The 24,614-nt window shown below is 73.5% G+C and carries 21 protein-coding genes; 9 read left to right on the top strand and 12 right to left on the bottom strand.

Going from position 1 to position 24,614, the window contains the following annotated elements:
- Positions 1 to 47: 47 nt before the first annotated feature.
- From ABZZ38_RS23850 to ABZZ38_RS23830, 5 genes are read left to right on the top strand one after another with little or no spacing between them, the layout of a single operon-like run.
- Positions 48 to 1,892 (top strand): ABC transporter substrate-binding protein, encoded by a 1,845-nt coding sequence (locus ABZZ38_RS23850; RefSeq protein ID WP_356743302.1) that lies wholly within the window; start codon positions 48 to 50, stop codon positions 1,890 to 1,892.
- Between the two features lie 6 nt (positions 1,893 to 1,898).
- Positions 1,899 to 2,933 (top strand): ABC transporter permease, encoded by a 1,035-nt coding sequence (locus ABZZ38_RS23845; protein WP_356743300.1) that lies wholly within the window; start codon positions 1,899 to 1,901, stop codon positions 2,931 to 2,933.
- Positions 2,930 to 3,814: an ABC transporter permease gene (locus tag ABZZ38_RS23840; protein ID WP_356743298.1), complete on the top strand. Its 885-nt coding sequence runs from the start codon at positions 2,930 to 2,932 to the stop codon at positions 3,812 to 3,814. The genes ABZZ38_RS23845 and ABZZ38_RS23840 overlap by 4 nt, the downstream gene beginning before the upstream one ends.
- Positions 3,811 to 4,770, top strand: coding sequence for an ABC transporter ATP-binding protein (locus ABZZ38_RS23835; protein ID WP_356743296.1), 960 nt, complete (start codon positions 3,811 to 3,813; stop codon positions 4,768 to 4,770). The genes ABZZ38_RS23840 and ABZZ38_RS23835 overlap by 4 nt, the downstream gene beginning before the upstream one ends.
- Positions 4,767 to 5,744 carry an ABC transporter ATP-binding protein gene (locus tag ABZZ38_RS23830; protein WP_356743294.1) on the top strand — a complete coding sequence of 326 codons (978 nt, stop codon included), beginning with the start codon at positions 4,767 to 4,769 and terminating at the stop codon, positions 5,742 to 5,744. The genes ABZZ38_RS23835 and ABZZ38_RS23830 overlap by 4 nt, the downstream gene beginning before the upstream one ends.
- A gap of 14 nt (positions 5,745 to 5,758) precedes the next feature.
- Here the strand turns inward: ABZZ38_RS23830 and ABZZ38_RS23825 are convergent, their stop codons facing one another.
- The 10 genes from ABZZ38_RS23825 to rimP form a co-directional block, all read right to left on the bottom strand.
- Positions 5,759 to 6,505 (bottom strand): alpha/beta fold hydrolase, encoded by a 747-nt coding sequence (locus ABZZ38_RS23825; protein ID WP_356743292.1) that lies wholly within the window; start codon positions 6,503 to 6,505, stop codon positions 5,759 to 5,761.
- A gap of 333 nt (positions 6,506 to 6,838) precedes the next feature.
- The gene (locus ABZZ38_RS23820) at positions 6,839 to 7,801 is read right to left on the bottom strand and encodes a bifunctional riboflavin kinase/FAD synthetase (RefSeq protein WP_356743290.1); all 963 of its coding nucleotides are present in this window, start codon (positions 7,799 to 7,801) and stop codon (positions 6,839 to 6,841) included.
- Between the two features lie 42 nt (positions 7,802 to 7,843).
- The gene (locus ABZZ38_RS23815) at positions 7,844 to 11,398 is read right to left on the bottom strand and encodes a serine protease (RefSeq protein ID WP_356743288.1); all 3,555 of its coding nucleotides are present in this window, start codon (positions 11,396 to 11,398) and stop codon (positions 7,844 to 7,846) included.
- Positions 11,399 to 11,600: 202 nt separating this feature from the next.
- Positions 11,601 to 12,533, bottom strand: a complete 933-nt coding sequence (truB, locus tag ABZZ38_RS23810) for a tRNA pseudouridine(55) synthase TruB (protein ID WP_356743286.1) — start codon at positions 12,531 to 12,533, stop codon at positions 11,601 to 11,603.
- A complete protein-coding gene (gene rbfA, locus ABZZ38_RS23805; protein ID WP_356743284.1) occupies positions 12,530 to 12,976 on the bottom strand; it encodes a 30S ribosome-binding factor RbfA in 447 nt (148 codons plus the stop codon). The genes truB and rbfA overlap by 4 nt, the downstream gene beginning before the upstream one ends.
- A gap of 116 nt (positions 12,977 to 13,092) precedes the next feature.
- Positions 13,093 to 13,386 (bottom strand): DUF503 domain-containing protein, encoded by a 294-nt coding sequence (locus ABZZ38_RS23800; RefSeq protein WP_356743282.1) that lies wholly within the window; start codon positions 13,384 to 13,386, stop codon positions 13,093 to 13,095.
- Between the two features lie 169 nt (positions 13,387 to 13,555).
- Positions 13,556 to 16,708: a translation initiation factor IF-2 gene (gene infB / locus ABZZ38_RS23795; RefSeq protein ID WP_356743280.1), complete on the bottom strand. Its 3,153-nt coding sequence runs from the start codon at positions 16,706 to 16,708 to the stop codon at positions 13,556 to 13,558.
- 149 nt (positions 16,709 to 16,857) lie between these two features.
- On the bottom strand, positions 16,858 to 17,136 hold the full coding sequence (locus ABZZ38_RS23790) for a YlxR family protein (protein ID WP_356743278.1): 279 nt from the start codon (positions 17,134 to 17,136) through the stop codon (positions 16,858 to 16,860).
- Between the two features lie 131 nt (positions 17,137 to 17,267).
- Complete coding sequence (nusA, locus tag ABZZ38_RS23785) at positions 17,268 to 18,263, bottom strand: transcription termination factor NusA (RefSeq protein WP_356743276.1); 996 nt, start codon at positions 18,261 to 18,263, stop codon at positions 17,268 to 17,270.
- A gap of 2 nt (positions 18,264 to 18,265) precedes the next feature.
- On the bottom strand, positions 18,266 to 18,763 hold the full coding sequence (gene rimP / locus ABZZ38_RS23780; RefSeq protein ID WP_356743274.1) for a ribosome maturation factor RimP: 498 nt from the start codon (positions 18,761 to 18,763) through the stop codon (positions 18,266 to 18,268).
- Positions 18,764 to 18,916: 153 nt separating this feature from the next.
- On the opposite strand from rimP, the gene ABZZ38_RS23775 reads away from it, so the two are divergent.
- The 4 genes from ABZZ38_RS23775 to ABZZ38_RS23760 all read left to right on the top strand — a co-directional run bounded on the left by ABZZ38_RS23775 (position 18,917) and on the right by ABZZ38_RS23760 (position 22,216).
- Complete coding sequence (locus tag ABZZ38_RS23775) at positions 18,917 to 19,537, top strand: hypothetical protein (protein WP_356743272.1); 621 nt, start codon at positions 18,917 to 18,919, stop codon at positions 19,535 to 19,537.
- 29 nt (positions 19,538 to 19,566) lie between these two features.
- Positions 19,567 to 19,983 carry a ferritin-like domain-containing protein gene (locus tag ABZZ38_RS23770; RefSeq protein ID WP_356743270.1) on the top strand — a complete coding sequence of 139 codons (417 nt, stop codon included), beginning with the start codon at positions 19,567 to 19,569 and terminating at the stop codon, positions 19,981 to 19,983.
- Between the two features lie 69 nt (positions 19,984 to 20,052).
- The gene (locus tag ABZZ38_RS23765) at positions 20,053 to 20,952 is read left to right on the top strand and encodes an aminoglycoside phosphotransferase family protein (protein WP_356743268.1); all 900 of its coding nucleotides are present in this window, start codon (positions 20,053 to 20,055) and stop codon (positions 20,950 to 20,952) included.
- Positions 20,953 to 21,220: 268 nt separating this feature from the next.
- Positions 21,221 to 22,216, top strand: a complete 996-nt coding sequence (locus ABZZ38_RS23760) for a slipin family protein (RefSeq protein WP_356743266.1) — start codon at positions 21,221 to 21,223, stop codon at positions 22,214 to 22,216.
- Positions 22,217 to 22,294: 78 nt separating this feature from the next.
- Here the strand turns inward: ABZZ38_RS23760 and ABZZ38_RS23755 are convergent, their stop codons facing one another.
- Complete coding sequence (locus tag ABZZ38_RS23755; RefSeq protein WP_356743264.1) at positions 22,295 to 23,992, bottom strand: proline--tRNA ligase; 1,698 nt, start codon at positions 23,990 to 23,992, stop codon at positions 22,295 to 22,297.
- Positions 23,993 to 24,059: 67 nt separating this feature from the next.
- Positions 24,060 to 24,599 carry a GNAT family N-acetyltransferase gene (locus ABZZ38_RS23750; RefSeq protein WP_356743262.1) on the bottom strand — a complete coding sequence of 180 codons (540 nt, stop codon included), beginning with the start codon at positions 24,597 to 24,599 and terminating at the stop codon, positions 24,060 to 24,062.
- Positions 24,600 to 24,614 lie beyond the last annotated feature (15 nt).

Genomic DNA, 24,614 nt, shown 5'->3' with positions numbered 1-24,614 from the left:
CCTCGCTTCACCAGCCGGCGCCCCGAGATCGACGCGAGGTCAACCTCATGGTCATCATGGCTCCACACCGCTCCCTCCGCCTGCTTCTCGCCTCAGCCGTCGCCGCCTCCGCACTCATCACCGGCCTCGCCACCGCCTCACCCGCCCGGGCGGCCGACACCGACGGCGACGGAAAGGCCGGCAAGCCCGGCAAGAGGGTCCTGACGATCGCCGTCGCGCAGAGTGTGGACTCCCTGAGCCCCTTCCTCGCCCAGCGGCTGGTCTCCACCACGCTCCACCGGCTCACCTACGAGTACCTGACGAACTACGACGTCAAGGACGGCCGTACGATCCCGGGCCTCGCCACCGCGTGGAAGTCGTCCCCGGACAAGCTGACGTGGACGTACACCATCCGCTCCGACTCGAGGTGGTCGGACGGCAAGCGGGCCACCGCCGAGGACGCCGCCTGGACCTTCAACAAGATGATGACGGACGAGAACGCCGCCACCGCCAACGGCAGCTTCACCGCCAACTTCGAGAAGGTCACCGCGCCCGACCCCCGCACCCTCGTCATAGAGCTGAAGAAGCCACAGGCGACCATGACCGCGCTCGACGTGCCGATCGTGCCCAAGCACATGTGGGAGAAGGTCCGCGACTTCTCCACGTACAACAACGACGAGCGGTTCCCGATCGTCGGCAACGGCCCCTTCGTCATCACGGCCTACAAGGTCGACCAGTTCGTCAAGCTCAAGCCGAACAAGCACTTCTGGCGTGGGGCGCCCAAGTTCGACGAGCTGGTGCTGATGTACTACAAGGACGGTGACGCCGCCGTCGCCGCGCTGCGCAAGGGCGAGGTGTCCTTCGTACCGAACCTCACCCCCGCCCAGGCCGCGTCGCTCCGCTCCGACCCCGACATCAAGGTGAACGACGCGCCCGGCCGTCGCTTCTTCGCCCTCGCCACCAACCCGGGCGCACGCTCCAAGGACGGGAAGAAGTTCGGCACCGGGCACCCCGCCCTGCTCGACCCGGCCGTCCGCAGGGCGCTCTTCCTCGCCGTCGACCGGAAGGCCATCGTCGACAAGGTCTTCCAGGGCCACGCGGTGGAGGGCGAGGGGTACATCCCGCCCCGCTTCGACCGGTACTTCTGGAAGCCGCAGGGCGCACAGAGGCTCGCCCACGACCCCGAGAAGGCCGCGCGGACCCTCGACCGGGCCGGGTATCGCCTGAACGGCGCGGGCAAGCGCGTCGGCGAGGACGGCAGGCCGCTCGACTTCCGGATCCTGTGCCACGCCACCGACCCCAACGACAAGGCGGTCGGCAGGTACCTCCAGGAGTGGTGGGGCAAGCTGGGCATCGGGCTGCGGGTCGACTGCCTCGACAATGTCTCCGACCCGTGGCTCAAGGGCGACTACGACCTCGCGTTCGACGGCTGGTCGGTCAACCCCGACCCCGACTTCGTCCTCTCCATCCACACCTGCGCCGCCCTCCCCGCGACACCGAAGGACACCGGCGCCACCGACAACTTCATCTGCGACAAGCGGTACGACGAGCTGTACGCGCGGCAGTCGGCCGAGTACGACCCCGTCAAGCGGGCGGACCTGGTCAGACAGCTCCAGTCGCGGCTGTACGACACCGGCTACATGAACGTCATGGTGTACCCGAACGCGGTCGAGGCCTACCGTACGGACCACATCGGGTCGATCAGGACGATGCCGGAGGCGGCCGGGAACCTCTGGGGCCAGGACGGGTACTGGAGCTGGTGGTCGGCCGAGCCCGCCGCCACCGGCAGGAGCGAGGACTCCGGTTCCTCCACCACCCTGTGGGTGGTGCTCGGTCCGGTGGCGCTCATCCTCCTCGCGGTCGGCGCCTGGACCGCCGTGCGCCGCCGCAAGACCGCCGACGACCGCGAGTAGCGGGCGATGACGGCCACCGGCGACGCCCCGCCCGCCCAGGCGGTGGAGCGTGGGAGGACCACCGCGAGCACCTATCCGCGCCATCTGGCGGGCAAGCTGGCCGGCGCGGTGGTGTCCCTGCTCGCCGTCCTCGTCACCAGCTTCTTCCTCTTCCGCGTCATCCCCGGCGACCCGGTCAAGGCCATGACGCGCGGCGTACCGACGTCGGCGGGGCAAATGGCCACACTGCGGCGGCAGTTCGGCCTGGACCAGCCGATGTGGCAGCAGTTCACGGACTACTGCGGCAAGGCACTGACCGGCGATCTCGGCATGTCGTACCAGTTCCGGGCACCGGTCGCCGAGCTGATCGCGCAGAAGGTGCCGGCGACACTGCTGCTCACAGGTGTGGCGGTCGTCCTGTACTCGGCGATCGGGCTGTGGCTCGGCACCCGGGCCGCCTGGCGCCACGGCGGCCTCGGCGACCGCCTCCACACGGGGGTGGCGCTGACCTTGTGGTCCGTGCCGTCGTTCTGGCTCGGTCTGCTGCTGATCATCGTCCTCGCGGTGGGCGTCGGCCCGCTTCCCGGCCTCTTCCCGACGGGCGGGATGGAGTCGGGCGACGAGACGGGGTTCGCGTACGTCGCCGACGTGGCGCACCACATGGTGCTGCCCGTGCTGACGCTGGTCGCCGTCGGGTACGCGCAGACGTTGCTGGTGATGCGGTCCTCACTGCTCGACGAGATGGGCAGCGACTATCTGACGACGGCGCGGGCGAAGGGCCTGCGGGACGATCTCGTACGCCGCGGGCACGCCGTACCGAACGCCCTCCTCCCGACCGTCACCATGGTCTTCATCAACCTGGGCCATGTGGCCGCCGGTTCCATCCTCGTCGAGACGGTGTTCTCCTGGCCGGGGCTCGGCGGGCTGTTCTACCAGGCGCTGTCCGTGCCCGACCTGCCGCTCGTCCAGGGGCTGTTCGTGGTCTTCGCCGGCGCGATGATCGCCATGAACCTGCTCGCCGACCTGTTGTACCCGCTGCTCGATCCCCGGGTGGGCCGATGACCTCTCTGACGTGGGCGCGCAGACGCGAGTCGGCGGCGCGCTTCTGGCGGCAGTACCGTACGCGGCGGGCCGGGCTGTACGGGCTCGGCGCCCTGGCCCTGATCTCAGTCGTCGCGCTCGCCGCGCCCCTGCTCGTCGGCGGCGACGTGCAGAGCGTGACCAACGCGCCCGGTACGGCGCTGGAGTCGCCGAGCGCCGCGTTCCCGCTGGGGACCGACCAGTTCGGGCGGTCCCTGCTCGGGCTGCTGCTGTGGGGGGCCCGGGTGTCGCTCGCCGTCGGGCTGCTCGCGGCGGCGCTGTCCGTCGCCATCGGCACGCTCGTGGGCGTCATCGCCGGTCACTACGGCGGCTGGTTCGCGACCGTGCTGATGCGGATCACGGACTGGTTCCTCGTCATGCCGTCGCTCGTCCTGGCGATCGTGCTGGCCACGGTGATGTCGCGGAGCGTGTGGACGGTGATCCTGGCGATCGGCGTCACCAGCTGGCCCACCACGGCCCGGCTGGTGCGCGCGCAGACCATCGCGGTCGAGTCCCGCCCGTACATCGAGCGCGCCAAGGCGCTCGGCGGCGGGCACGCGCACCTCATGAGCCGTCATGTGCTGCCCAACGTGATGCCGCTCGTGCTGGCCCAGACGACCCTGTGCATCTCCAACGCCATCCTCACCGAGGCCACGCTCGCCTTCCTCGGGCTCGGTGACCCGACCGTCGTCTCCTGGGGCGGCATGCTCCAGGACGCGCGCGAGGCGGGCGCCGTGTCGTCCGGGCACTGGTGGTACCTGGCGCCGCCCGGGATCGCCATCGCGGTCGTCGCGCTCACCTTCACGCTGTGCGGGCGGGCCGTCGAGTCGGTGCTCAACCCGAAGCTGGGGGTGGGGCGTTGAGCCTCCTCGACATCAGGAACCTCACGGTCACGTACGGTGCGGACACCGCCGCCGTACGCGGCGTGGACCTCACCGTGGAGGCGGGCCGCAAGTTGGGCATCGCGGGCGAGTCCGGGTGCGGGAAGTCCACGCTGGCGCTGGCGCTGCTGCGGCTGCTGCCCCCGACGGCGCGGCTGACCGGGCAGATCCTGCTGGACGGCGAGGACGTCCTGACCATGAAGTGGGGGCGGCTGCGAGCGGTGCGGTGGGCGGGCGCGTCGATCGTGTTCCAGGGGGCGATGCACTCCCTCAACCCCGTGCACCGCGTCGGCGACCAGATCGCCGAGCCGCTCCTCGTCCACCGCAGGGCGACACCGGGCGCGGCCCGCGAGCGGGTGGGCGCACTGCTGGAACAGGTGGGGCTGCCCGCCGCGCGGGCCCACGCGTACCCGCACGAGCTGTCCGGCGGGCAGCGGCAGCGCGTGATGATCGCCATGGCGCTGGCCTGCGACCCCCGGCTCATCGTGGCCGACGAGCCGACCACCGCGCTGGATGTGATGATCCAGGCCCAGATCCTGCGGCTCATCGAGCAGTTGGTGACCGACCAGGACATCGGCCTGGTGATGATCAGCCATGACCTCGCGGTGCTGGCCGACACCTGCGACCGGCTCGCCGTGATGTACGCGGGGCGGATCGTCGAGGAGGGCCCCGCGCGCGCCGTGTACGACACGGCCCGGCACCCGTACGGTCGGGCGCTGTCCGCCGCCTTCCCGCGCATCGGCGACCCGGCGTCCCGGCGGGCCCCGCGCGGCCTGCCGGGCGATCCGCCGGACCCGGCCGCGCTGCCGCCCGGCTGCACGTTCCACCCACGCTGCCCGGTCGCGCTCGACACGTGCGCCGTCGACGAACCCCGGCTCGTCGAGGCGGCGCCCGGTCACCGCGCGGCCTGTGTCCTGACGACGGGGAGCCCCGCATGACGCCCCTGCTGTCCGCGACCGGTCTGCACGTCACCTTCCCGGGCCGGCGCGGCGGGCCGTCCGCGCGCGCCGTGGACGGGGTCGACCTCGACATCGGCGCCGGGGAGATCGTCGCGCTCGTCGGTGAGTCCGGGTGCGGCAAGACGACGCTGGCCCGTGCGCTGCTGGGACTGGTGCGGCCGACGTCCGGCACCGTCACCTTCGCCGGAGCGCCGCTCCCGTACAAGGGCGCCGCTCTCAAGGCCTACCGGCGGCGCGTCCAGCTCGTCCTCCAGGACCCCGGCGGCTCGCTCAACCCCCGGCACACCGTGTACGACGCGGTCGCCGAGGGGTTGCGGATCCACGGGTACGACGGCGACGAGCGCGCCGCCGTCGCCTCGGCGCTCTCCCGCACCGGGCTGCGCCCTCCCGAGCGGTTCTTCCTCCGCTACCCGCACGAGCTGTCGGGCGGGCAGCGACAGCGCGTCGTCATCGCCGGGGCGCTCGTACTCGACCCCGAACTGATCGTCGCCGACGAGCCGGTCGCCTCGCTGGACGCGTCGGTACGCGGCGAGATCCTGGCGCTGCTGCTGCGCCTGCGCGACGAGCTGGGACTGTCCGCGCTCGTCGTCACACACGACCTGGGCCTCGCGTGGAACATCGCGGACCGGGTGGCGGTGATGTACCTGGGACGCGTCGTCGAAACGGGCACGGTGGAGGAGGTCCTGTCGGCGCCCCGGCACCCGTACACGCGGGCGCTGCTGTCGGTGCTCCCGGAGTCCGGTACGCAACCCGTCGTCCTGTCGGGCGAGCCCCCGGACCCGTCCCGCGTCCCCGCCGGATGCCGTTTCCACGCCCGGTGCCAGGTCCTGGCCTCGGGTGAGGCGGCCCGGGCGGGCGTCGCCGACCGGTGCCGCACGCGGGACCTGCCGGTTCTGGACGGGCGGGGACGGGCGGCGGCGTGCCACTGGGCGGCGACGGCGACTCCCCCCTGACCGGCCGGCCCGCTTCAGCCGGTGGTTCCGGTGGGGCTCGTGTCGGGCAGGTCGGTGAGGACGTGGTGGGCCGGGTGGACCAGGCCGGCCTCGCCCGGGGGCGCCGCGAGGCCCGGCGGGGACGGAGTGAGGCCGAGCATGCCGGTGACGAGGGCGGCCGTGAGGCGGTGCCAGGTGCCCGCGTCCCGGAGCATCGCGTGGCCGCCGCGCGGCATGGCGATGCCTCTGGCCTCCGCTCCGGCGTCCTGGGCCCGGCGGACGAAGTCCCAGGAGTCCCGGGCGCCGGTGACGCGGTCCGCCTCGTCGTGGAGGACGTACACCCGGCGGCCCGCGAGGTGGGCCACGGGTTCGCCGCGCGGGCACCAGGGGGCGAGCGCCACCACGCCGCGCACCCGTGGATGGTCCGCCACCCGCAGGGCGGCCCGGCCGCCCATGGAGTGGCCCACCAGCACCACGGGTACGGGCCCGGCGAGCCGTTCCAGCGCGTCGAGCGCCCGCCGGGCGTCGTGCGCCGCGTCGTCGCGCGCGCCGTTCCAGCCACGGTGGCGGTAGCGCACGGCGCCGAGGAGCACCGGGTGCGGCCGGGCCGCACGGAGCACCGCCCGCCCGAAGGGCCGCATCCGCGCACCGGGCAGGTTGAGCGCCGGCGGCGGAGCGTCACCGTCCTCGCGCCCGCCGTGCAGGAGGAGCACCGCCGCCACGGGGTCGGCGGGCGCCGTCCCCACCACGAGGGCGTCGGCGTCGCCGGGCCGTACCGCCATGTGTGCCTCCTCCGGTCGCTCACCGCTCGCAAGCGTCTTCCGAAAAGCCTCTCAGTACCGGCCCGTGGCGCGGCGTGCGGGGTCCGGGTCAGGCCCCAGGGAGTGTCTGCAAAGGAGCGTCGTCCGCCCGAAGGGCGGGCCTGGCGGTGTCCGGTGCGTGCGCTCGCACGGCGGAGGAGGGAGCCACTGCGGTGGGGGCGCCTGCCGTGCCCGAAGGGCTACGGGGGACATCGCGACTGACGACAACGCGGCTGGGGGTACCCCCGGCGAAGCTCTGGGGGAGTGCGTGCCGGGCGCCGACGGGCAGACGGGACTGTGAAGACACGACCTGGCCTAGGCGGCGGCGTCCTGGTCGTAGGCCTCGGTCAGTTCGCGGCAGCGCTTCACGTCCGCACCGATGGCCTCCAGCAGCGCCTCGATCGATGCGAACTTCTCCTGGCCCCGCACGTACGCGAGAAAGTCGACGGCCACGTGCAGCCCGTACAGGTCCAGCCCGACGCGGTCGATCGCGTACGCCTCGACCGTCCGTTCCGTGCCGTCGAACTGCGGGTTCGTGCCGACCGAGATCGCGGCCGGCATCCGCTCGCCGTTCGCGGTGAGCCACCCGGCGTAGACGCCGTCCGCCGGGATCGCGGTGTGCGGCAGGGTCTCGACGTTCGCCGTCGGGTACCCGAGCTCGCGTCCGCGCTGGGCGCCGCGTACGACCACGCCCTCGACGCGGTGCGGGCGGCCCAGGATCTCGGCGGCGCCCTCGATGTCGCCCTCGGCGATCAGGCGGCGGGTGAGGGTCGAGGAGAACGGTTCGCCGCCGCCCGCCTCGCCGCTGACGTAGAGGTCGATGACCTCGACCTCGTAGTCGTACGTGGCGCCCAGTTCGGCGAGGAAGGCGACGTTGCCGGCGGCCTTGTGGCCGAAGCGGAAGTTGGGGCCTTCGATGACCGCGCGGGCGTGCAGCTTGTCGACCAGGACCTTGACGATGAAGTCCGCCGGTGACAGCTGCGAGAACTCCGCCGTGAACGGGAGGACGAGCACGGCGTCGACCCCCAGCTCGGCCATCAGCTCGGCACGCCGGTGGTGGGGCGCGAGCAGCGGCGGATGGCTGCCGGGGCGTACGACCTCGGAGGGGTGCGGGTCGAAGGTGACGACGACCGAGGGGACGCCGAGCTCACGCGCCCGCTCCACCGCGCGCCCGATGATCAGCTGGTGTCCGCGGTGGACTCCGTCGTAAGAGCCGATGGTGACGACGCTGCGCCCCCAGTCCTGGGGGATGTCCTCCAAGCCACGCCAGCGCTGCACTGTGACCGCTCCTCGCCCGAACCCGTGTACGTCATTGACCGATTACGCAGGTCTAAGACTGCCATGCCCGCGGCTCGCGGCCCGCATCGGCACCGGACCGGCCAGGGACTCGACGGTCCGGCGCGCGCTCGGGCCGACGACAAAGGCCCACTCGTCGGGCGCCCGGGCGAGCCATCCGGTGACCAGGGCGGCAAAGCCGGGCACCTGGCGAGCCAGCTCGACGAGCCTGCGGTCGAAGCAGGTCGCGCCTTCGGGGGTGCGCACGAGGAGCAGGCCGGTGCGGTGCACCAGCTCACGGGTGCGCGGCTCCGGGCGCCGTGCCGAGCCGAGCGCGGCGGCCCGCAGCACCGCGTCCGCCACGGCGAGGTCACGGCTCTCGTACTGCTCGTACTCCAGGAGGACGTCGAGGAGCTCCTCGCGCAGCTGCCGCGAGGCGCGGGTGCCGGGCGCCGCGAGGACCGGGGCGAGGGCGCCGCGCACCTGGACGGGGCAGCCCCGCAGCAGGCCGGTGACGAGGGGGAACAGCACGGCGCGGGCGGCCGGTCCGTGCTCCAGGCGCCGGTCGACGTACGCGGCGGCGTGCACGGCTCCCTCGGGGTGCCGGTCGACGTACTCGCGCACCAGCGTCGCGGCTCGGTGGGCGAGCGCGGGCGTGTGCAGCGCGGCGAGGGCGGCGAGGACGTCGGCGGCGCCCGGGCCGGCGTCGCGCAGCCGGGCACGGAAGGCGGCCAGGACGGGCTCGGGGTGGGTGTGCGCGGCGGCGGCCAGCGCGCCGGCGGACAGGCCGGGGTCACCGGCCCGGAAGGCGGCGAGGGCCCGTGGCAGATGCCGTCCGCGCGTGTCGGGGTCGCGTACGAGCAGGCCGAGCGCCGCTCCGTGCAGGGCGCGGTCGCCGGGGCGGGCGAGCAGCGCGAGAGCGGCGTACCTGAGCAGTTCGCGGTCGGCGGGGGTGGTGGCGTGCTCGGCGACGAGCCGCGCGTACGTGGCGGCGGCGACCCGGCGGCCGGGGCGGGTGTCGTCGTGGGCCCAGCGGTCCACGGCCCGGCACAGCGCCGACGGCTCGTCCTCGGCCAGGTCGGCGAGGAGCTCGTCGGCGCTCGGGTGGGCGGTGGTGACGAGCGCCTCGCACAGGTCGTCGACGGCCAGGTCGCGGTGGGCGTACAGCAGGGCCTGCGCCGCCCCGGCCACGGTGGGCCGCACCCGGGCGCCGGGCGCGGCGGGCAGCGGCCGTTCGTCGCCGAACCAGCGGCACAGCAGCGGCTGCACGCCCCGGGGGTCGGCGACGAGCCGTGCGGCGACGGCGTCGAGGTACCGGGGCGCGTCGTGGCTGCCGGGCGCGCCGTCGGCGGGCACGAGCCGCCGCAGGAGGTCGACGCGCTCGTCCTCGCCGAGGGGCAGCCGCTCCCAGAAGCGGGGGCGGAACTCGGCGAGGCCGCCCGGCTGATCGGGCCCGCCCCCGCGCAGGGAGCGGTCGGTGATCCGTTCGGCGAGCATCCGCAGCACCCCGAGGTAGGGGCGCGCGTCCGGGACCCTGAGCAGCACCTCCCGTACGAGCCGGGCCGCCCACCACTCGGCGTCCCCGGTGCGCGCCGCGCCGTCGGGCGCGACGTCCGCGGGTCCGGCCTGCGGGTCCTCCGCCGCGGTCCGCGCCGCGGGCACCCGCGGCTCCGGGCCGCCCGTCCCGGTGGGCGCCGGCGCCGGGGCGGGCGCCTGGTCGAGGCTCTCGATCAGGGCCTCCAGGCGGTGGGCGAGGGCCGCCGGGCCGTGGACCCGCTCCAGGCGCAGGAGCGCCTGGAGCACCGGGCCGATGCGATGGCGTGGCACCGGGAGGGTCTCCCGGGAGGAAGGGCCGCGGCGCACCAGCGACCCGAGTGCCGCGTCCACCTCCAGGTGGGCGCCCTGAAGCCAGTCGGCGAGCTCCTCGTGGGCGAAGCGGTAACCCGCGCCCGCCGGGAGGAGCAGGCCCTCGGTGAGGACGGCCGAAGCCCAGCCGCTGCTCCACGGGAACAGCTCCTCGAACGCCGCCCGGTCCAGTTCGCCCTGCCCGGGCCCCAGGCAGCGGCGCGCCGCCTCGTGGACGCGGCCCGCCACCCGGGCGGCCAGGCGCCGTACGGCGGCGCCGCGCACCACGGGCCGTGAGGTGGCCGCGAGGCGGACGGCGACGCGCAGGCACATCAGGTCCAGGTGGGCGGCGAAGATCTCCTCGCGTCCGGGCCTGCCGGGCACCTCGCCGGGCAGCGTCTCGCGCACCTCGGCGAGCAGCCGCAGCGCCAGCGGGTGCCGGGCGTCCGCCGCGGCGACGGCGTCGCCGGGCAGCCCGTACCGCTCCAGGGCGCGGCGCGCCTCCGGTGCGGTCAGGTCGCCGATCGGCACGCACCGCGCCGATCCGCCCGGGTGGAGGGCGACCGCCTGCTCCCAGTGCTCGGGGCGGCACGCCATCACCAGCCGGGCGCCGTGCGCCCGGAGCCAGGCGATGGTTCCGGCGGTCCAGTCGGGCAGCCGGTGCGCCAGGTGGGGAGGCATCTCCTCGGGGCCGTCCAGCAGGACGAGAAGGGGGCGCCCTTCCTCCCGGGCGAGCCGCGCCACCCGCTCGGGTGCGGCGGCGGCCGACTCGTCCCACAGCCCCGGCCTGCCCGAGGCGGCGACGATCCGGGCTGCCCGGCACAGGGCCCGCCCGATGGCGTCGGCGACGGAGGAGTCGTCGGCCCGCAGGTCGGCGCCGCGCAGCCGGACGGTGGGGGCCGGTTCGGGGCCGCGTGCCCGGCGTCCGGCGAGGGCGGCGAGCTCGGTGGTGCGGCCGGTGCCGGGGTCGCCGACGAGACCGAGCACCAGGGCGTCGGTGGCGGCGAACAGGTCGTACTCGCGCGCCACGCCCGCCCGTACGACCGGGTCGGGCCGGGCGCCGGACCCGCCGACCGCGCCGCCGGAGGTGGCGGTGAGCTCCAGGACACCCGCCAGGTTCAGGTCCCGCCCGTACGCCGGGACGGTCGCGGCGCCGCGCCGCAGGAGGGCGGCGAGAGGGCCGCCGGGGTCCCGGGCCGCGACGGCCGCGAGGGGCACGGCGAATCCGGCCGCCCGGTGGCCGGCGTGCAGCGCGGTGCCGAGCACGGCGAGCACCGCCCCGGTCTCGGCGTCCAGGACGGGCCCGCCCGCGGCCTGGCCGCCCAGCCGGAGCGCCTCGCTGCCGTCCGTGCCGATGGCGAGCTCCAGGACGTCACCGAGCTCGTGGAAGCGGTCGGTCGCGGTGTACGTCACGTCGGTCGTGCCGAGCACCCGGGCCTGGCGCCAGCCTCCCGCGGCGATCCGTACGTACGTGCCCGGCTCGACCGTCGCCCGGTCCGCCGGCGGCAGGGGGCGCATCCCCAGGCCCTCGGTGCGGACGAGGGCCAGCGCGTCACCGGGCAGCGCGGTGATGGCGTCGGCCTCCGCGACGTACGTGCGGTCGCCCGATCCGTGCAGCACCACCCGTACGAGGCCGTCGACGGTCTCGTGACTGGTGACGACCGTGCCCATGTCGTCGGCGACGAAGCCGGTGCCGCGTGACCGGCCCGCCAGGTCACAGATCCGTACCAGCGTCGCCCGGTCCCCGCGTTCCATGGTCCGACGGTAGGTCCGCGATGATCACCGCGAGAAGGACGCGACCCGAAAGCGCCCCCCGGTGCTCCTCCCTGCACTCCGAGCGCCTGCCCAAGTGGGTGAATCCGCGCGGGTTCCCGGATAGACCTGTGGGAGGGGGAGAGGGGGGATCGTGGAGCGGGCAGTGCGAGCCCGTTGCCCGCTCCACGGTGACCGGGAACGCTCAGCCGAAGACGGCGAGGCTCTTGGCCTTGCCGTTCGTCTCCTCGACGAGCGCGAGGAAGCGGCCGTCGGGGCCGAAGACGGCGACCGGCGCCGCCGCTCCCCCGGAGCCTCCGGTCCGGGAGGTGCCCCCGGCCGGCATGTCGATCCGTACGCCGTTCAGCAGCAGCCGGGCACGCCGCTCGTCCACGTCCCAGCGCGGGAAGGCGGCGGCAGCGGCGTCGGCGATCGGCATGACGGTCAGCTCCTGCTGGAGCTGGTCGAGCGTGCGGGCCGCGTCCAGCTTGTACGGCCCCACACGGGTGCGCCGCAGCGCGGTGAGGTGACCGCCGACGCCGAGCGCGGCGCCCAGGTCCCGGGCGAGGGCCCGGATGTACGTACCGGAGGAGCAGACCACCGACACCACGAGGTCCACGACGGGCGTGGAGTCCTCCGCGACGGCCTCGCGCATGTCGTACACCTGGAACGAGGAGACCGTCACCGGACGGGCCGGGATGTCGAACTCCTCTCCCCCGCGCACCCGCGCGTACGACCGCTTGCCGTCGATCTTGATGGCGCTGACCTTGGACGGCACCTGCATGATGTCGCCGGTCAGCGTGGCCACCACGGCGTCGACGGCCTCGCGCGTGACGGCGGAGGCGTCGGTGGACGAGGTGATCTCGCCCTCGGCGTCGTCGGTGATCGTGTCCTGCCCGAGCCGGATGGTGCCCAGGTACTCCTTCTCGGTCAGCGCGAGGTGCCCGAGCAGCTTGGTGGCCTTCTCGACGCCGAGGACGAGGACGCCCGTCGCCATCGGGTCGAGCGTCCCCGCGTGCCCGACGCGCCGGGTCCTGGCGATCCCGCGCATCTTCGCGACGACGTCGTGCGAAGTGAAGCCCGACGGCTTGTCGACGATGACAAGGCCGTCGGGCGTCGGGTGCTGGCTCTGACTCATTCGGCGGCGGCGTCCTCGTCGTCTTCCGGCTTGCGGTACGGGTCGGGCTCGCCCGCGTACGCGGCGCCGGACGCCGCCTCGCGCACCTTGGCGTCCTGGGCCCTGGCCTCCTCGAGGAGGTGCTCGATCGAGCGGGCCGTCTCCGGGAGGGCGTCGGCGACGAAGGCCAGCGTGGGGGTGAACTTCGTCCCCGCCGCCGCGCCGACCGCCGACCGCAGGACGCCCTTGGCGCTCTCCAGCCCCGCGGCGGCGGCCTGGCGCTCCTCCTCGTCCCCGTACACGGTGTAGAAGACGGTCGCCTCCCGCAGGTCACCGGTGACCCGGGTGTCGGTGATGGTCACATGCGACCCCAGGCGCGGGTCCTTGACTCCGCGCTGCAACTTCTGCGCCACCACCTCCCGGATCAGGTCCGCCAGCTTCTTCGCCCGCGCGTTGTCGGCCACTGGTCCGTCTCCTCTTTCTTGCGCTGTGCAATCTGGTCGTGCACGTCCTGCACGCCCCACACGCCGCGTACCTCGTCCACGTGCGTCTACGTACACGAGTACGTCGTCGTGCACGGTCAATCTTCGTCGGTGTGCATCCGCCGTCGTACGGACAGCAGTTCCACCTCGGGCCGGCCGGCGACCATGCGCTCGCACCGGTCCAGTACGTCCGTCAGGTGCCCGACGTCACCGGAGACCATCGCGAGCCCTATCTCGGCCCTGCGGTGGAGGTTCTGGCTGCCGGTCTCCGCCACGCTCACCGCGTACTTGCGCTGCAGCTCGGCGACGATCGGGCGGACGACGGAGCGCTTCTCCTTCAACGACCGTACGTCGCCGAGAAGCAGGTCGAAGGACAGAGTCCCCACATACATGGATAGCCCGGATGTCCCGCCGGTTCGGGTTCAGGGCCCCGCCAACCGCTTGGCAGGGACACAAGAACCGTACACGCAACGGCCGGGGCCGATCGACGGAAATACTCCCGCCGACCGGCCCCGGCTGCCCTCCTGTGACCAGGAGCACCCGTCACCGGGTGCACCCGGATCAGGCGCGCGGCTTCTCGCGCATCTCGTACGTCGCGATGACGTCGTCGACCTTGATGTCGTTGAAGTTTCCGAGGTTGATACCGCCCTCGAAGCCTTCGCGGATCTCGGTGACGTCGTCCTTGAAGCGACGCAGACCCTCGATGTTGAGGTTCTCCGCGATGACCTTGCCGTCGCGGATGAGGCGCGCCTTGGTGTTGCGCTTGACCTCGCCGGAGCGGATGAGGACACCCGCGATGTTGCCCAGCTTGGACGAGCGGAAGACCTCGCGGATCTCCGCCGTACCGAGCTCGACCTCTTCGTACTCCGGCTTCAGCAGACCCTTCAGGGCCGCCTCGATCTCCTCGATGGCCTGGTAGATCACCGAGTAGTACCGGACGTCGACGCCCTCGCGCTCCGCCATCTGCGCGGCACGGCCGGCCGCGCGGACGTTGAAGCCGATGACGATGGCGTCGGAGCCCATCGCCAGGTCGATGTCCGACTCCGTGACCGCACCGACACCGCGGTGCAGGACCCGGATGTCGACCTCTTCACCGACGTCGAGCTGGAGCAGCGAGGACTCGAGAGCCTCCACCGAACCGGACGCGTCGCCCTTGATGATGAGGTTGAGTTCCTGGATCTGACCGGCCTTGAGCACCTTGTCGAGGTCCTCGAGGGACACCCGGCGGGTGCGCTTGGCGAAGGCGGCGTTGCGCTCACGCGCGGCGCGCTTCTCGGCGATCTGGCGGGCCGTACGGTCCTCGTCGACGACGAGGAAGTTGTCGCCGGCGCCCGGGACGTTGGTGAGACCCAGGACCAGGACGGGGGTCGACGGACCCGCTTCCTCGACGTTGTTGCCCTTGTCGTCGAGCATCGCCCGGACACGGCCGTACGCGTCGCCGACCACCATCGTGTCGCCGACCCGCAGCGTGCCTCGCTGGACCAGGACGGTCGCGACGGCGCCGCGGCCACGGTCGAGGTGGGACTCGATCGCGATGCCCTGCGCGTCCTGCTCCGGGTTGGCCCGCAGGTCGAGCGAGGCGTCCGCCGTGAGGATCACGGCCTCCAGCAGGGAGTCGATGTGGAGACCCTGCTTGGCGGAGATGTCGACGAACATGGTGTCGCCGCCGTACTCCTCGGCCACCAGGCCGTACTCGGTCAGCTGACCGCGCACCTTGACCGGGTCGGCACCCTCGACGTCGATCTTGTTGACCGCGACCACGATCGGCACGTCGGCCGCCTTGGCGTGGTTCAGCGCCTCGATCGTCTGAGGCATCACACCGTCGTTCGCCGCCACCACGAGGATCGCGATGTCGGTGGACTTGGCACCACGGGCACGCATGGCGGTGAACGCCTCGTGACCCGGGGTGTCGATGAAGGTGATCTTGCGCTCTTCGTCGTTGACCTGGGTCGCGGCCTGGTACGCACCGATGTGCTGGGTGATACCGCCGGCCTCGCCCGCGATGACGTTCGTCTTGCGGATCGCGTCCAGCAGTCGCGTTTTACCGTGGTCGACGTGACCCATGACGGTCACCACCGGCGGACGCGGCGCGAGGTACTCCTCGCCACCCTCGTCCTCGCCCCACTCGAGGTCGAAGGACTCGAGCAGCTCGCGGTCCTCCTCCTCCGGGGAGACGATCTGAACCGTGTAGTTCATCTCGTCGCCGAGGAGCTGCAGCGTCTCGTCGGAGACGGACTGCGTGGCCGTGACCATCTCGCCGAGGTTCATCATGACCGCGACGAGCGACGCCGGGTTGGCGTTGATCTTCTCCGCGAAGTCGGTGAGGGACGCACCGCGCGACAGGCGAACGGTCTCGCCGTTGCCGCGAGGCAGCATCACGCCGCCGACCGACGGGGCCTGCATGGCCTCGTACTCCTGGCGCCTCTGCCGCTTCGACTTGCGACCACGACGGGCCGGACCGCCGGGACGGCCGAACGCGCCCTGCGTGCCACCACGGCCACCGGGGCCGCCGGGACGACCGGCGAAGCCGGGACGGCCACCGCCGCCACCGAAGCCACCGCCACCGGGACCACCGGGACGACCGCCGCCACCGCCGCCACCGGGACGGCCGGCGAAGCCGCCGCCACCGCCACCGGGACCGGCCGGACGACCGGCGAAGCCGGGACGGCCACCGCCGCCACCGCCGCCGGGACCACCGGGACGACCGCCGGCCGCGGGACCGCGACCGCCGCCACCGGGGCCCGGACGCGGGCCGGCAGCCGGACGCTGCGGCATCATGCCCGGGTTCGGGCGGTTACCGGCGGGGCCGGCACCCGGACGCGGGGCCTGGGGACGCGGCATGCCGCCGGGCGTGGGACGCGCGCCACCGGGACCGGCCTGCGGACGGGGACCGCCCTGACCGGCGCCCTGCGGACGCGGACCACCCGGGGCACCCTGGCCACCCGGACGCGGGGCACCGCCCGGACGGGGCGCCTGGGGGCGCGCCATGCCGGTGGAGCCGCCGGAGGTGAAGGGGTTGTTGCCCGGACGCGGACCCGCGGGACGGGCACCGCCCGGACGCGGAGCGCGCTCGCCACCGGGGCGCGGGGCTCCGGGACGGGCGCCGCCCTGGCCACCCTGGCCGGGACCCTGGGCCGGCCGTGCGGCCGGACGGGGACCGGGGGTGGCACCGGGGCGCTGACCGGCGGCCGGGGCCGACGGAGGCGCGGTGAACTCCGGGTTCGACGGGGCCGGGCCGGCCGGAGCCGGCTTGGCCGCGGCGGGCTTGGCCGCCGCCGCGGGCTTCGGGCCCGGCGTGGGGCGCGGGCCGGGGGCCGGCGCCGAGCTACCTCCCGCGCGGCTTGCCGCCGCGGGGGAGGGCGAGTCGGCCACCGGGGGCTTCGGCGCGGGAGCGCCGGGCTTCGGGGCGGCCGGACGTGCCGCCTGCGCCGGGGAGGGCGCGGGGGCGGTGGGTGTACTGGGGGACCCACCCTCGCGGCTTGCCGCCGCGGGGGAGGAAGGCGCGGCCTTGCGGGGCGCGCCGGGCTTGGCTGCGGACTTGCCGGCGTTGCCGCCGGGCCCCTGCAGCGCGTCAGTCAGCTTGCGTACAACCGGCGCCTCGATCGTCGAGGACGCCGAACGGACGAATTCACCGAGTTCTTGGAGCTTGGCCATGACGACCTTGCTCTCCACGCCGAACTCCTTGGCGAGTTCGTATACCCGGACCTTAGCCACTTCGCTCCTTTTAGGTCCGGGTTACCGCCGGACCGTCGCTACTTCATGGGCGTACTCATCGCGTACTCATCGAGTGCTCATCGCAATCTCGACCTACTTCCAACTCGCGAGGTACCTGACCGCACGGTGATCCGTGCCGTACTTCTTTCTTACGGTGTCGCCTGCTCGACGTAGTGGCGCAACTCCGCGGTTTCGAGCGGCCCCTGGACCCTGAAGGCCCTCGGGAACGCCCGGCGGCGGACCGCCAGGTCGAGACAGACCGAGGCGGGATGCACGTATGCACCCCGGCCGGGCAGCGTACCGCGTGAATCGGGGGCACAGCCGCCCTCGATCACCACGATGCGCAGCAGATCGCGCTTGGCCGCTCGCTCCCGGCATCCCACACAGGTTCGCTCAGGGCATGCGCGGGCATGCGTCCGGCCAGACACGCTTAAGTCTACCTCCCCGCACCGACCTCACCCCTCTGGGGCAAAAATCGAACGGTTGTTGTCGTGATCTCATCGTGTCACAACGTGACCACGACGGGTTCTATTCCCGGTGCCCTGGCGGGCCGCCGGCCTCAGTCCTGCTCGGAGACCTGCTCCGTGTCGGGGCGGATGTCGATGCGCCAGCCGGTGAGACGGGCGGCGAGGCGGGCGTTCTGGCCCTCCTTGCCGATCGCCAGGGAGAGCTGGTAGTCCGGCACGATCACCCGGGCGGAGCGGGCGCCGAGGTCGACGATCTCCACCTTGGAGACCCGGGCCGGGGACAGCGCGTTCGCCACCATCTCGGCCGGGTCGTCCGACCAGTCGACGATGTCGATCTTCTCGCCGTGCAGTTCGGCCATGACATTGCGCACACGGCCGCCCATCGGGCCGATGCAGGCGCCCTTGGGGTTCAGGCCCGAACGGGTGGACCGTACAGCGATCTTGGTGCGGTGACCGGCCTCACGGGCGATCGCGGCGATCTCGACCGAGCCGTCCGCGATCTCGGGGACCTCCAGCGCGAAGAGCTTCTTCACCAGATTGGGGTGCGTGCGCGAAAGGGTGACGGACGGACCGCGGACACCCTTGGCGACCCGGACGACGTACGTCCGCAGGCGCAGGCCGTGCGTGTACTCCTCGCCCGGCACCTGCTCCTGCACCGGAAGGATGGCTTCCAGCTTGTCGTCCAGCCTGACCAGGACGTTCTTCGGGTCCTTGCCCTGCTGCACCATGCCGGCCACGACATCGCCCTCACGGCGGGCGTACTCACCGAAGGTGACGTCGTTCTCGGCGTCCCGCAGCCGCTGCTGGATGACCTGGCGGGCGGTGCTCGCGGCGATCCGGCCGAAGTCCGACGGGGTGTCGTCGAACTCCTTCGGCTCCTGCCCCTCCTCCAGGTCCGCGGGGTCCTCCTTCGCCCACACCGTCACGTGACCGGTCTGCCGGTCCAGCACGACGCGTGCGTGGCGGCGGGCGCCCTCGGTGCGGTGGTACGCGATGAGGAGGGCCGACTCGATCGCCTCGACCAGCAGGTCGAAGGCAATCTCCTTCTCCTGTGCCAAGCCCCTCAGGAGCTTCACGTCGATGTCCACGGTTACGCCTCCTCTTCCTTCTTGTCCTTGCGGTTGAACTCGATCTCCACGCGCGCCTTGGCGATGTCCGGGAACTCCACACGGCGGGTGGTGGGCTTGCGCCCCTTCACTCCCGGCACCTCGAGATCGAGGCCGTCGCCGTCCACGGAGAGGATGCGGGCCACCAGCTCACCGCCCTCGTGGAACTGGAGCTTCACCAGGCGGCCGGTGGCGCGTACGTAGTGGCGGTGCTCGGTCAACGGGCGGTCGGCGCCCGGCGAGCTCACTTCGAGGACGTACTCCTCGTCGCCCATCGCGTCCGTCTCGTCCAGCCTGTCCGAGATGGCGCGGCTCAGCTCGGCACAGGCGTCGAGTTCCACGCCCTCGTCCGAGTCCACGACGATCCTCAGCATCCGGCGGCGGCCGGCCCGTGACACCTCGATCTCCTCGAGATCCAGATCCTTGGCGCTGACGAGCGGCTCCAGCAGCCCGCGCAGCCTCTCGCTCTGGGTGGTGCTCATCCGGGTGACTCCTCGGCCGCGTGTGCTGTTGTGGGATCGTCGCGTGTCAGATCAAAGGGTATCCGGTCGCGGGGGGTGTTGCCGTCCACCTCGCGCCGGCCCGCAGGTACGCTCGCCTGCGGTGATCTTCGAGCCGGCCGAGGGGAGAGACGCGTGGGGCGCACGGGTACGACGCGCAGACGCGCGCTCATCGTGACGGGCGCGGCGGCCACGGGCGCGCTGGCGCCGACCGGGCTGCTGACGGGCTGTTCACCGGGTGACGGCCGGCGTGGTACACGCTCCTCGGCGGCCGAGCGGGAGGAGGCCCGGCTGCGGCGCCGCTCCGTCGCGACCAGCGCGGCGCTGCTGGAGCGGTACGACGCGGTGCTCGCCGCGCACCCCTCGCTGGGCCCCCGGCTGTACCCGCTGCGCGCGGCGGTGGCCTCGCACACGGCGGCGCTGGGCGCGCCCGACACGGGCCCCGGGGCGGGGACGGCCACGCCGCCGGGGACCGCCGCGGGAGCGCCCGCCGCCCCGACCGCGGCCCCGGCACCGGCCGCGTCCGCGGCCGGGACAGCCGCCCCCACCGCCCGGCCGAGTGGCTCCCCCGAGCCCGTACCGCAGGACCCGGGCGGCGCCCTCGCGCGGCTCGCCGCGGACGCCCGCCGTACCGCGGAGGCGCACACCGCCGCGCTGCTGGCCGCCCCGCCCGAGTACGCGCGGCTGCTGGCCTCCGTCGCCGCCGCCGCGGCGGCGCACGCGTATCTGCTGACCGCCGACCAGGGCGGCGCCTGAGCCGCCGCCCCAGCACGAAGGGACCCCATATGAGCGCCCTGGACGCCGTCCAGGCGGCACTCGCCGCCGAGCACGCGGCGGTGTACGGCTACGGGGTCGTCGGCGCCCGGGTCGGCGAGGACCGGCGGGCCGAGGCGACCGCCGCGTACGACGCGCACCGCGCGCGGCGCGACGCGCTCACGCGCACCGTCCGCGACCTGGGCGGCAGGCCCGCCGCTGCCGCCGCCGGGTACGCGCTGCCGTTCGCGGTGCCGGACGCCGCCGCGGCCGTACGGCTGGCCGCGGAGCTGGAGGACCGGATCGCGGGCGTCTACTCCGACCTGGTGCGGGCGGCCGAGGGGCCGCTGCGCCGCGAGGCGGCGGGCGCGCTGCGGGAGGCAGCGGTGCGGGCGGTGCGGTGGCGGGGCAGCGGCGTAGCCTTTCCTGGGCTCGCCGAGCGACGGTGAGTGACCGCACGGATCCGGAACACCCCCCTCGGGCAGTGAGCCCGGCCGGCGAAAGGGAACAACGCACGCATGGCTTTCGAACCGCCGCAGCGACTGGTGCGGGCGCTCGGCGAGGTGTACGGGGACGCGGCTGCCCGCGACTGGCTCGACCGGCTGCCGGACGCCGTCCGGGACGAGCTGTCCCGGCGCGGGCTGGACATCGAGCGACTGGTCGCCCCCGGCGGGCGCAGCAGCCTGGTCGTCCTCGTACGGCAGCCGGACGGGGAGCCGGCCGCGCTGAAGGTGGCGCCCCCGTTCACCGCGCCGGAGCGGGAGCGGGCCGCGCTCGCCCACTGGAACGGCTGGGGCGCGGTGCGGCTCCTGGACGGCGGGGACGCCGGGCCGGGGCTGCTGCTGGAGCGGCTGCACCCGGAGATGTCCCTGCGCTCACTGCCGGAGGCCAAGGCGCTGCTGGAGGCGGCGGGCACGGTGCGGCGGCTGTGGGTGGAGCCGCCCTCGGGGCACGGTTTCGAGTCGGTGGCGGAGCGCACGGCGCGACAGGCGGAGGCGATGCGGGCCGCGAAGGACGCGGCGACGGCCGAGCTCGTGACCGCCGCGCTGGACGCGCGCGAGGAGCTGGTGTCCGGTGCGGCCGAGGAAGTGCTGCTGCACGGCGCCTTCCGGCAGGGCAAGGTGCTGGCCGGTGACCGCGCGCCGTGGCTGGCGGTGGGCCCGGACCCGGTCGTCGGCGAACGCGCGTACGACCTGGCGCGGCTGGTCCGTGACCGGGTCGAGGACCTGGTCGCGGCGGCCTCGGGCGCGGCGGTGGCCCGCCGCCGGGTGAACAAGCTGGCCGACTCGCTGGACATGGACCGCGAGAGGCTGCGCGGCTGGACGCTGTTCCGGGCCGTCGAGTCGGGGACCCGCGCGCTGGCGGCGGGGCGGCGGCAGGACGGGGAGCTGCTGCTGGAGTTCGCGGGCTGGCTGTAGGGGGCCCGCGCAGCGGTGTGTCCGCTCAAGGGGCGGGCCCGGCGGCGTCCGGGGCGCCCCCGGCGACGCCGTGGGGGCCGGGCGGCGTCGGACGGCTCCGGGCGGTGGCCGGGGGGTGTCCGCGGCGACGGGCCGGATCGCCCCGCAGTGGGCGTCGCAGGCAGTCATCGCCGCAGGCCGGAGCCGTCGGCCTCCCCGAATGGCCCTGTAAGTGCGATATTGGGCATACGCACCCGTACCCACCCGGCTTCGACGGCAGGGGGTTGTCATGGTCGAGGAAGTGCTCACGGCGGCCGCGGCGACGGCGTCCGCAGGCGCGGTGTACCTGGCAGCCGCCGCCAGGGTCATCAAGCAGTACGAGCGCGGGGTCGTGCTCCGGTTCGGCCGGCTCCGCAGCGGGGTCCGGTCCCCCGGGTTCACCATGGTGGTCCCGTTCATCGACCGGCTGCAGAAGGTCAACATGCAGATCGTGACGATGCCGGTGCCCGCCCAGGAGGGCATCACCCGCGACAACGTCACGGTCCGCGTCGACGCGGTCGTGTACTTCAAGGTCGTGGACGCGGCGGCGGCGGTCATCCGGGTCGAGGACTACCGTTTCGCGGTCTCGCAGATCGCGCAGACGTCGCTGCGCTCGATCATCGGCAAGAGCGACCTGGACGACCTGCTGTCGAACCGGGAGAAGCTCAACCAGGGCCTTGAACTCATGATCGACAACCCCGCCGTGGAGTGGGGCGTGACGATCGACCGTGTCGAGATCAAGGACGTGTCGCTGCCGGAGACGATGAAGCGCTCCATGGCCCGCCAGGCGGAGGCCGACCGCGAGCGGCGGGCGCGGGTCATCAACGCCGACGCGGAGCTCCAGGCCTCGAAGAAGCTGGCGGAGGCCGCCGGAGTGATGTCGGAGACGCCTTCCGCGCTCCAGCTGCGGCTGCTGCAGACGATCGTGGCGGTGGCCGCCGAGAAGAACTCGACGCTGGTGCTGCCCTTCCCGGTGGAGCTGCTGCGCTTCCTGGAGCGGGCCGGGCAGAACCCGCCCCCCGAGCAGAGGCCGGCGCCGGCCCCGGCGCTGCACGTCCACGATCCGCACACGCACGATTCGCACACGCACGAGCCGTATCCGCAGGAGCCGTATCCGCAGGAGCCGGTCGTCCCGGACGCGTACGTCCACGAGACGCGCGCGGCCGCTCCGGCCGCCCCCCTTCGGCAGGTCCGGGACGCGCGGGAGGTCCGGGAGGAGGACACCGGCACGGCCGGGTGCATGTGACGCGGCGCCACGGGACGGGGCCGCGACCCGGAGTGCCGGGTCGCGGCCCCGTGACGCGCGCGGCGGCGGCGGGCCGTGTTACGCGGACAGGCGGGCGATCGCCTCGTCGACCGTGAGCTCCTCGCGCTCACCGGTGCGGCGGTCCTTCAGCTCCAGGACGCCCTCGGCGGAGCGGCGGCCGGCGACGAGGATCTTCGGTACGCCGATGAGCTCCGCGTCCGTGAACTTGACGCCCGGCGAGACCCCGGCCCGGTCGTCGACCAGGACGCGCAGCCCCGCCTGGCCCAGCTTCTCCGCGACGTCGAGCGCGAGCTCGGTCTGGAGCGCCTTGCCGGCCGCGACGACGTGGACGTCGGCCGGGGCGATCTCGCGGGGCCAGCACAGGCCCTGCTCGTCGGCGTGCTGCTCGGCCAGGGCCGCGACCGCGCGGGACACGCCGATGCCGTACGAGCCCATCGTGACGCGCACGGGCTTGCCGTTCTGGCCGAGGACGTCGAGCTGCATGGCGTCGGTGTACTTGCGGCCCAGCTGGAAGATGTGGCCGATCTCGATGGCGCGGTCCAGCTTGAGGCCGGTGCCGCACCGCGGGCAGGGGTCGCCGTCCTCGACCACGACGACGTCGAGGTACTCGTCGACCTCGAAGTCGCGGCCGGCGACGACGTTCCTGGCGTGGGTGTCGGGCTTGTTGGCGCCGGTGATCCAGGAGGTGCCGTGGGCCACGCGCGGGTCGGCGATGTAGCGGACCTTGTCCAGTCCCTGCGGGCCGACGTAGCCGCGGACGAGGTCGGGGCGGCCGGTGAAGTCGTCGGCCGTGACGAGCTCGACGGTGGCCGGGGCCAGGTGGTCCTCCAGCTTGCCGAGGTCGACCTCGCGGTCGCCCGGGACGCCGACGGCCACGATCTCCCCGTCGACCTTGACCAGCAAGTTCTTGAGGGTCGCGGAGGCCGGGACGCCCAGGTGTGCGGCGAGCGTCTCGATGGTCGGCGTGTCCGGGGTGTCCAGCTCCTCGACGGGGCCGTGCGCGGAGGCGTCCGCGGGCTCGCCGGCCGGGTAGGTGACGGCCTCGGTGTTGGCGGCGTAGTCGCAGGAGGGGCAGTGGACGAAGGTGTCCTCACCGGCGGCGGCCGGGGCGAGGAACTCCTCCGACGCGGAGCCGCCCATGGCACCCGACACCGCGGAGACGATCTTGTGCTCCAGGCCGAGCCGCTGGAAGATCTTGATGTACGCCTCGCGGTGCAGCCGGTACGACTCGGCGAGGCCCTCGTCCGTGGTGTCGAAGGAGTACGAGTCCTTCATCTGGAACTCACGGCCGCGCAGGATGCCCGAGCGCGGACGCGCCTCGTCGCGGTACTTCGTCTGGATCTGGTAGAGGATCACCGGCAGGTCCTTGTAGGACGTGCACTGGTCCTTGACCAGGAGGGTGAAGATCTCCTCGTGGGTGGGGCCGAGCAGGTAGTCGGCGCCCTTGCGGTCCTTCAGGCGGAACAGCTCGGCGCCGTACTCCTCCCAGCGGCCCGTCGCCTCGTAGGGCTCCTTGGGCAGCAGGGCCGGCAGCAGGACCTCCTGCGCGCCGATCGCGTCCATCTCCTCGCGCACGACGCGGGCGACGTTCTCCAGGACCTTCTTGCCGAGCGGCAGCCAGGACCAGATGCCCGCGGCGTTGCGGCGGACGTAACCGGCACGGACGAGCAGCTTGTGGCTGAGCGTCTCGGCGTCCGCCGGGTCGTCGCGCAGTGTCTTGACCATCAACCGGGACATGCGCTGGACCTGGGCCATGGGAACTCTCCTGCGGTGAAAAGTGTGATGGCTAGGAGGTTAGCCCCGGGCCCCCGCCCCGCGGAAATCAGTAACGCCCGCGCAGCGGCAGCGGCGCGCCCATCACCGCGTACGGCTTCGCGGCGCTCGGGAAGTGGACGCGCAGGGCGAGGTCCTCGTATCCGAGGGAGCGGTAGAGCAGCCGGGCGGTGTTCTCGACGTCGATCGCGGAGAGGATCGAGCGCGGTTCCTCGGCCGCGTCGGTGATGGTGGTGATCAGTCGGCGGCCGATGCCCCGGCCCTGGAAGTCGGGGTGGACGTGGAGTTCGGTGATGACGAAGGAGTCGTCGAGCCAGCTGTCGTTGCCCTCGCGGACGAGGTACGGCTGGACGACCGTGGACCACCAGTGGGCGCGGTCGTTGGGCATCCCGTACACGAAGCCGACGAGCCGCCCGGACGGTGTCGTCGCGCCGTAGGCGAGGGCACCCGGGCAGAGCAGATGGCGCAGGACGATATGGCGGCGCACGGCGACCTCGTCCTCGCTGAGGCCGAAGGCGACGGCCTGTACGGCGAGCGCCGCGTCCACGTGCGCGGCGAGGTTGACCGGTTCGACCACGACGTCTTCCATGTGCCGAACCCTAGC

It is taken from the genome of Streptomyces sp. NPDC006368 (assembly GCF_040612535.1).
Lineage (GTDB): Bacteria > Actinomycetota > Actinomycetes > Streptomycetales > Streptomycetaceae > Streptomyces.
The sequence above is the reverse complement of the archived record's forward strand: the minus strand, read 5'-3'. Positions and strand labels throughout refer to the sequence as shown.

Coding starts and splice junctions, on each gene's coding strand:
- ABZZ38_RS23850 (WP_356743302.1), top strand. CDS start 48: ATGGTCATCATGGCTCCACACCGCTCCCTCCGCCTGCTTCTCGCCTCA.
- ABZZ38_RS23845 (WP_356743300.1), top strand. CDS start 1,899: ATGACGGCCACCGGCGACGCCCCGCCCGCCCAGGCGGTGGAGCGTGGG.
- ABZZ38_RS23840 (WP_356743298.1), top strand. CDS start 2,930: ATGACCTCTCTGACGTGGGCGCGCAGACGCGAGTCGGCGGCGCGCTTC.
- ABZZ38_RS23830 (WP_356743294.1), top strand. CDS start 4,767: ATGACGCCCCTGCTGTCCGCGACCGGTCTGCACGTCACCTTCCCGGGC.
- ABZZ38_RS23825 (WP_356743292.1), bottom strand. CDS start 6,505: ATGGCGGTACGGCCCGGCGACGCCGACGCCCTCGTGGTGGGGACGGCG.
- ABZZ38_RS23815 (WP_356743288.1), bottom strand. CDS start 11,398: ATGGAACGCGGGGACCGGGCGACGCTGGTACGGATCTGTGACCTGGCG.
- truB (WP_356743286.1), bottom strand. CDS start 12,533: ATGAGTCAGAGCCAGCACCCGACGCCCGACGGCCTTGTCATCGTCGAC.
- ABZZ38_RS23800 (WP_356743282.1), bottom strand. CDS start 13,386: ATGTATGTGGGGACTCTGTCCTTCGACCTGCTTCTCGGCGACGTACGG.
- rimP (WP_356743274.1), bottom strand. CDS start 18,763: ATGAGCACCACCCAGAGCGAGAGGCTGCGCGGGCTGCTGGAGCCGCTC.
- ABZZ38_RS23770 (WP_356743270.1), top strand. CDS start 19,567: ATGAGCGCCCTGGACGCCGTCCAGGCGGCACTCGCCGCCGAGCACGCG.
- ABZZ38_RS23765 (WP_356743268.1), top strand. CDS start 20,053: ATGGCTTTCGAACCGCCGCAGCGACTGGTGCGGGCGCTCGGCGAGGTG.
- ABZZ38_RS23760 (WP_356743266.1), top strand. CDS start 21,221: ATGGTCGAGGAAGTGCTCACGGCGGCCGCGGCGACGGCGTCCGCAGGC.
- ABZZ38_RS23755 (WP_356743264.1), bottom strand. CDS start 23,992: ATGGCCCAGGTCCAGCGCATGTCCCGGTTGATGGTCAAGACACTGCGC.
- ABZZ38_RS23750 (WP_356743262.1), bottom strand. CDS start 24,599: ATGGAAGACGTCGTGGTCGAACCGGTCAACCTCGCCGCGCACGTGGAC.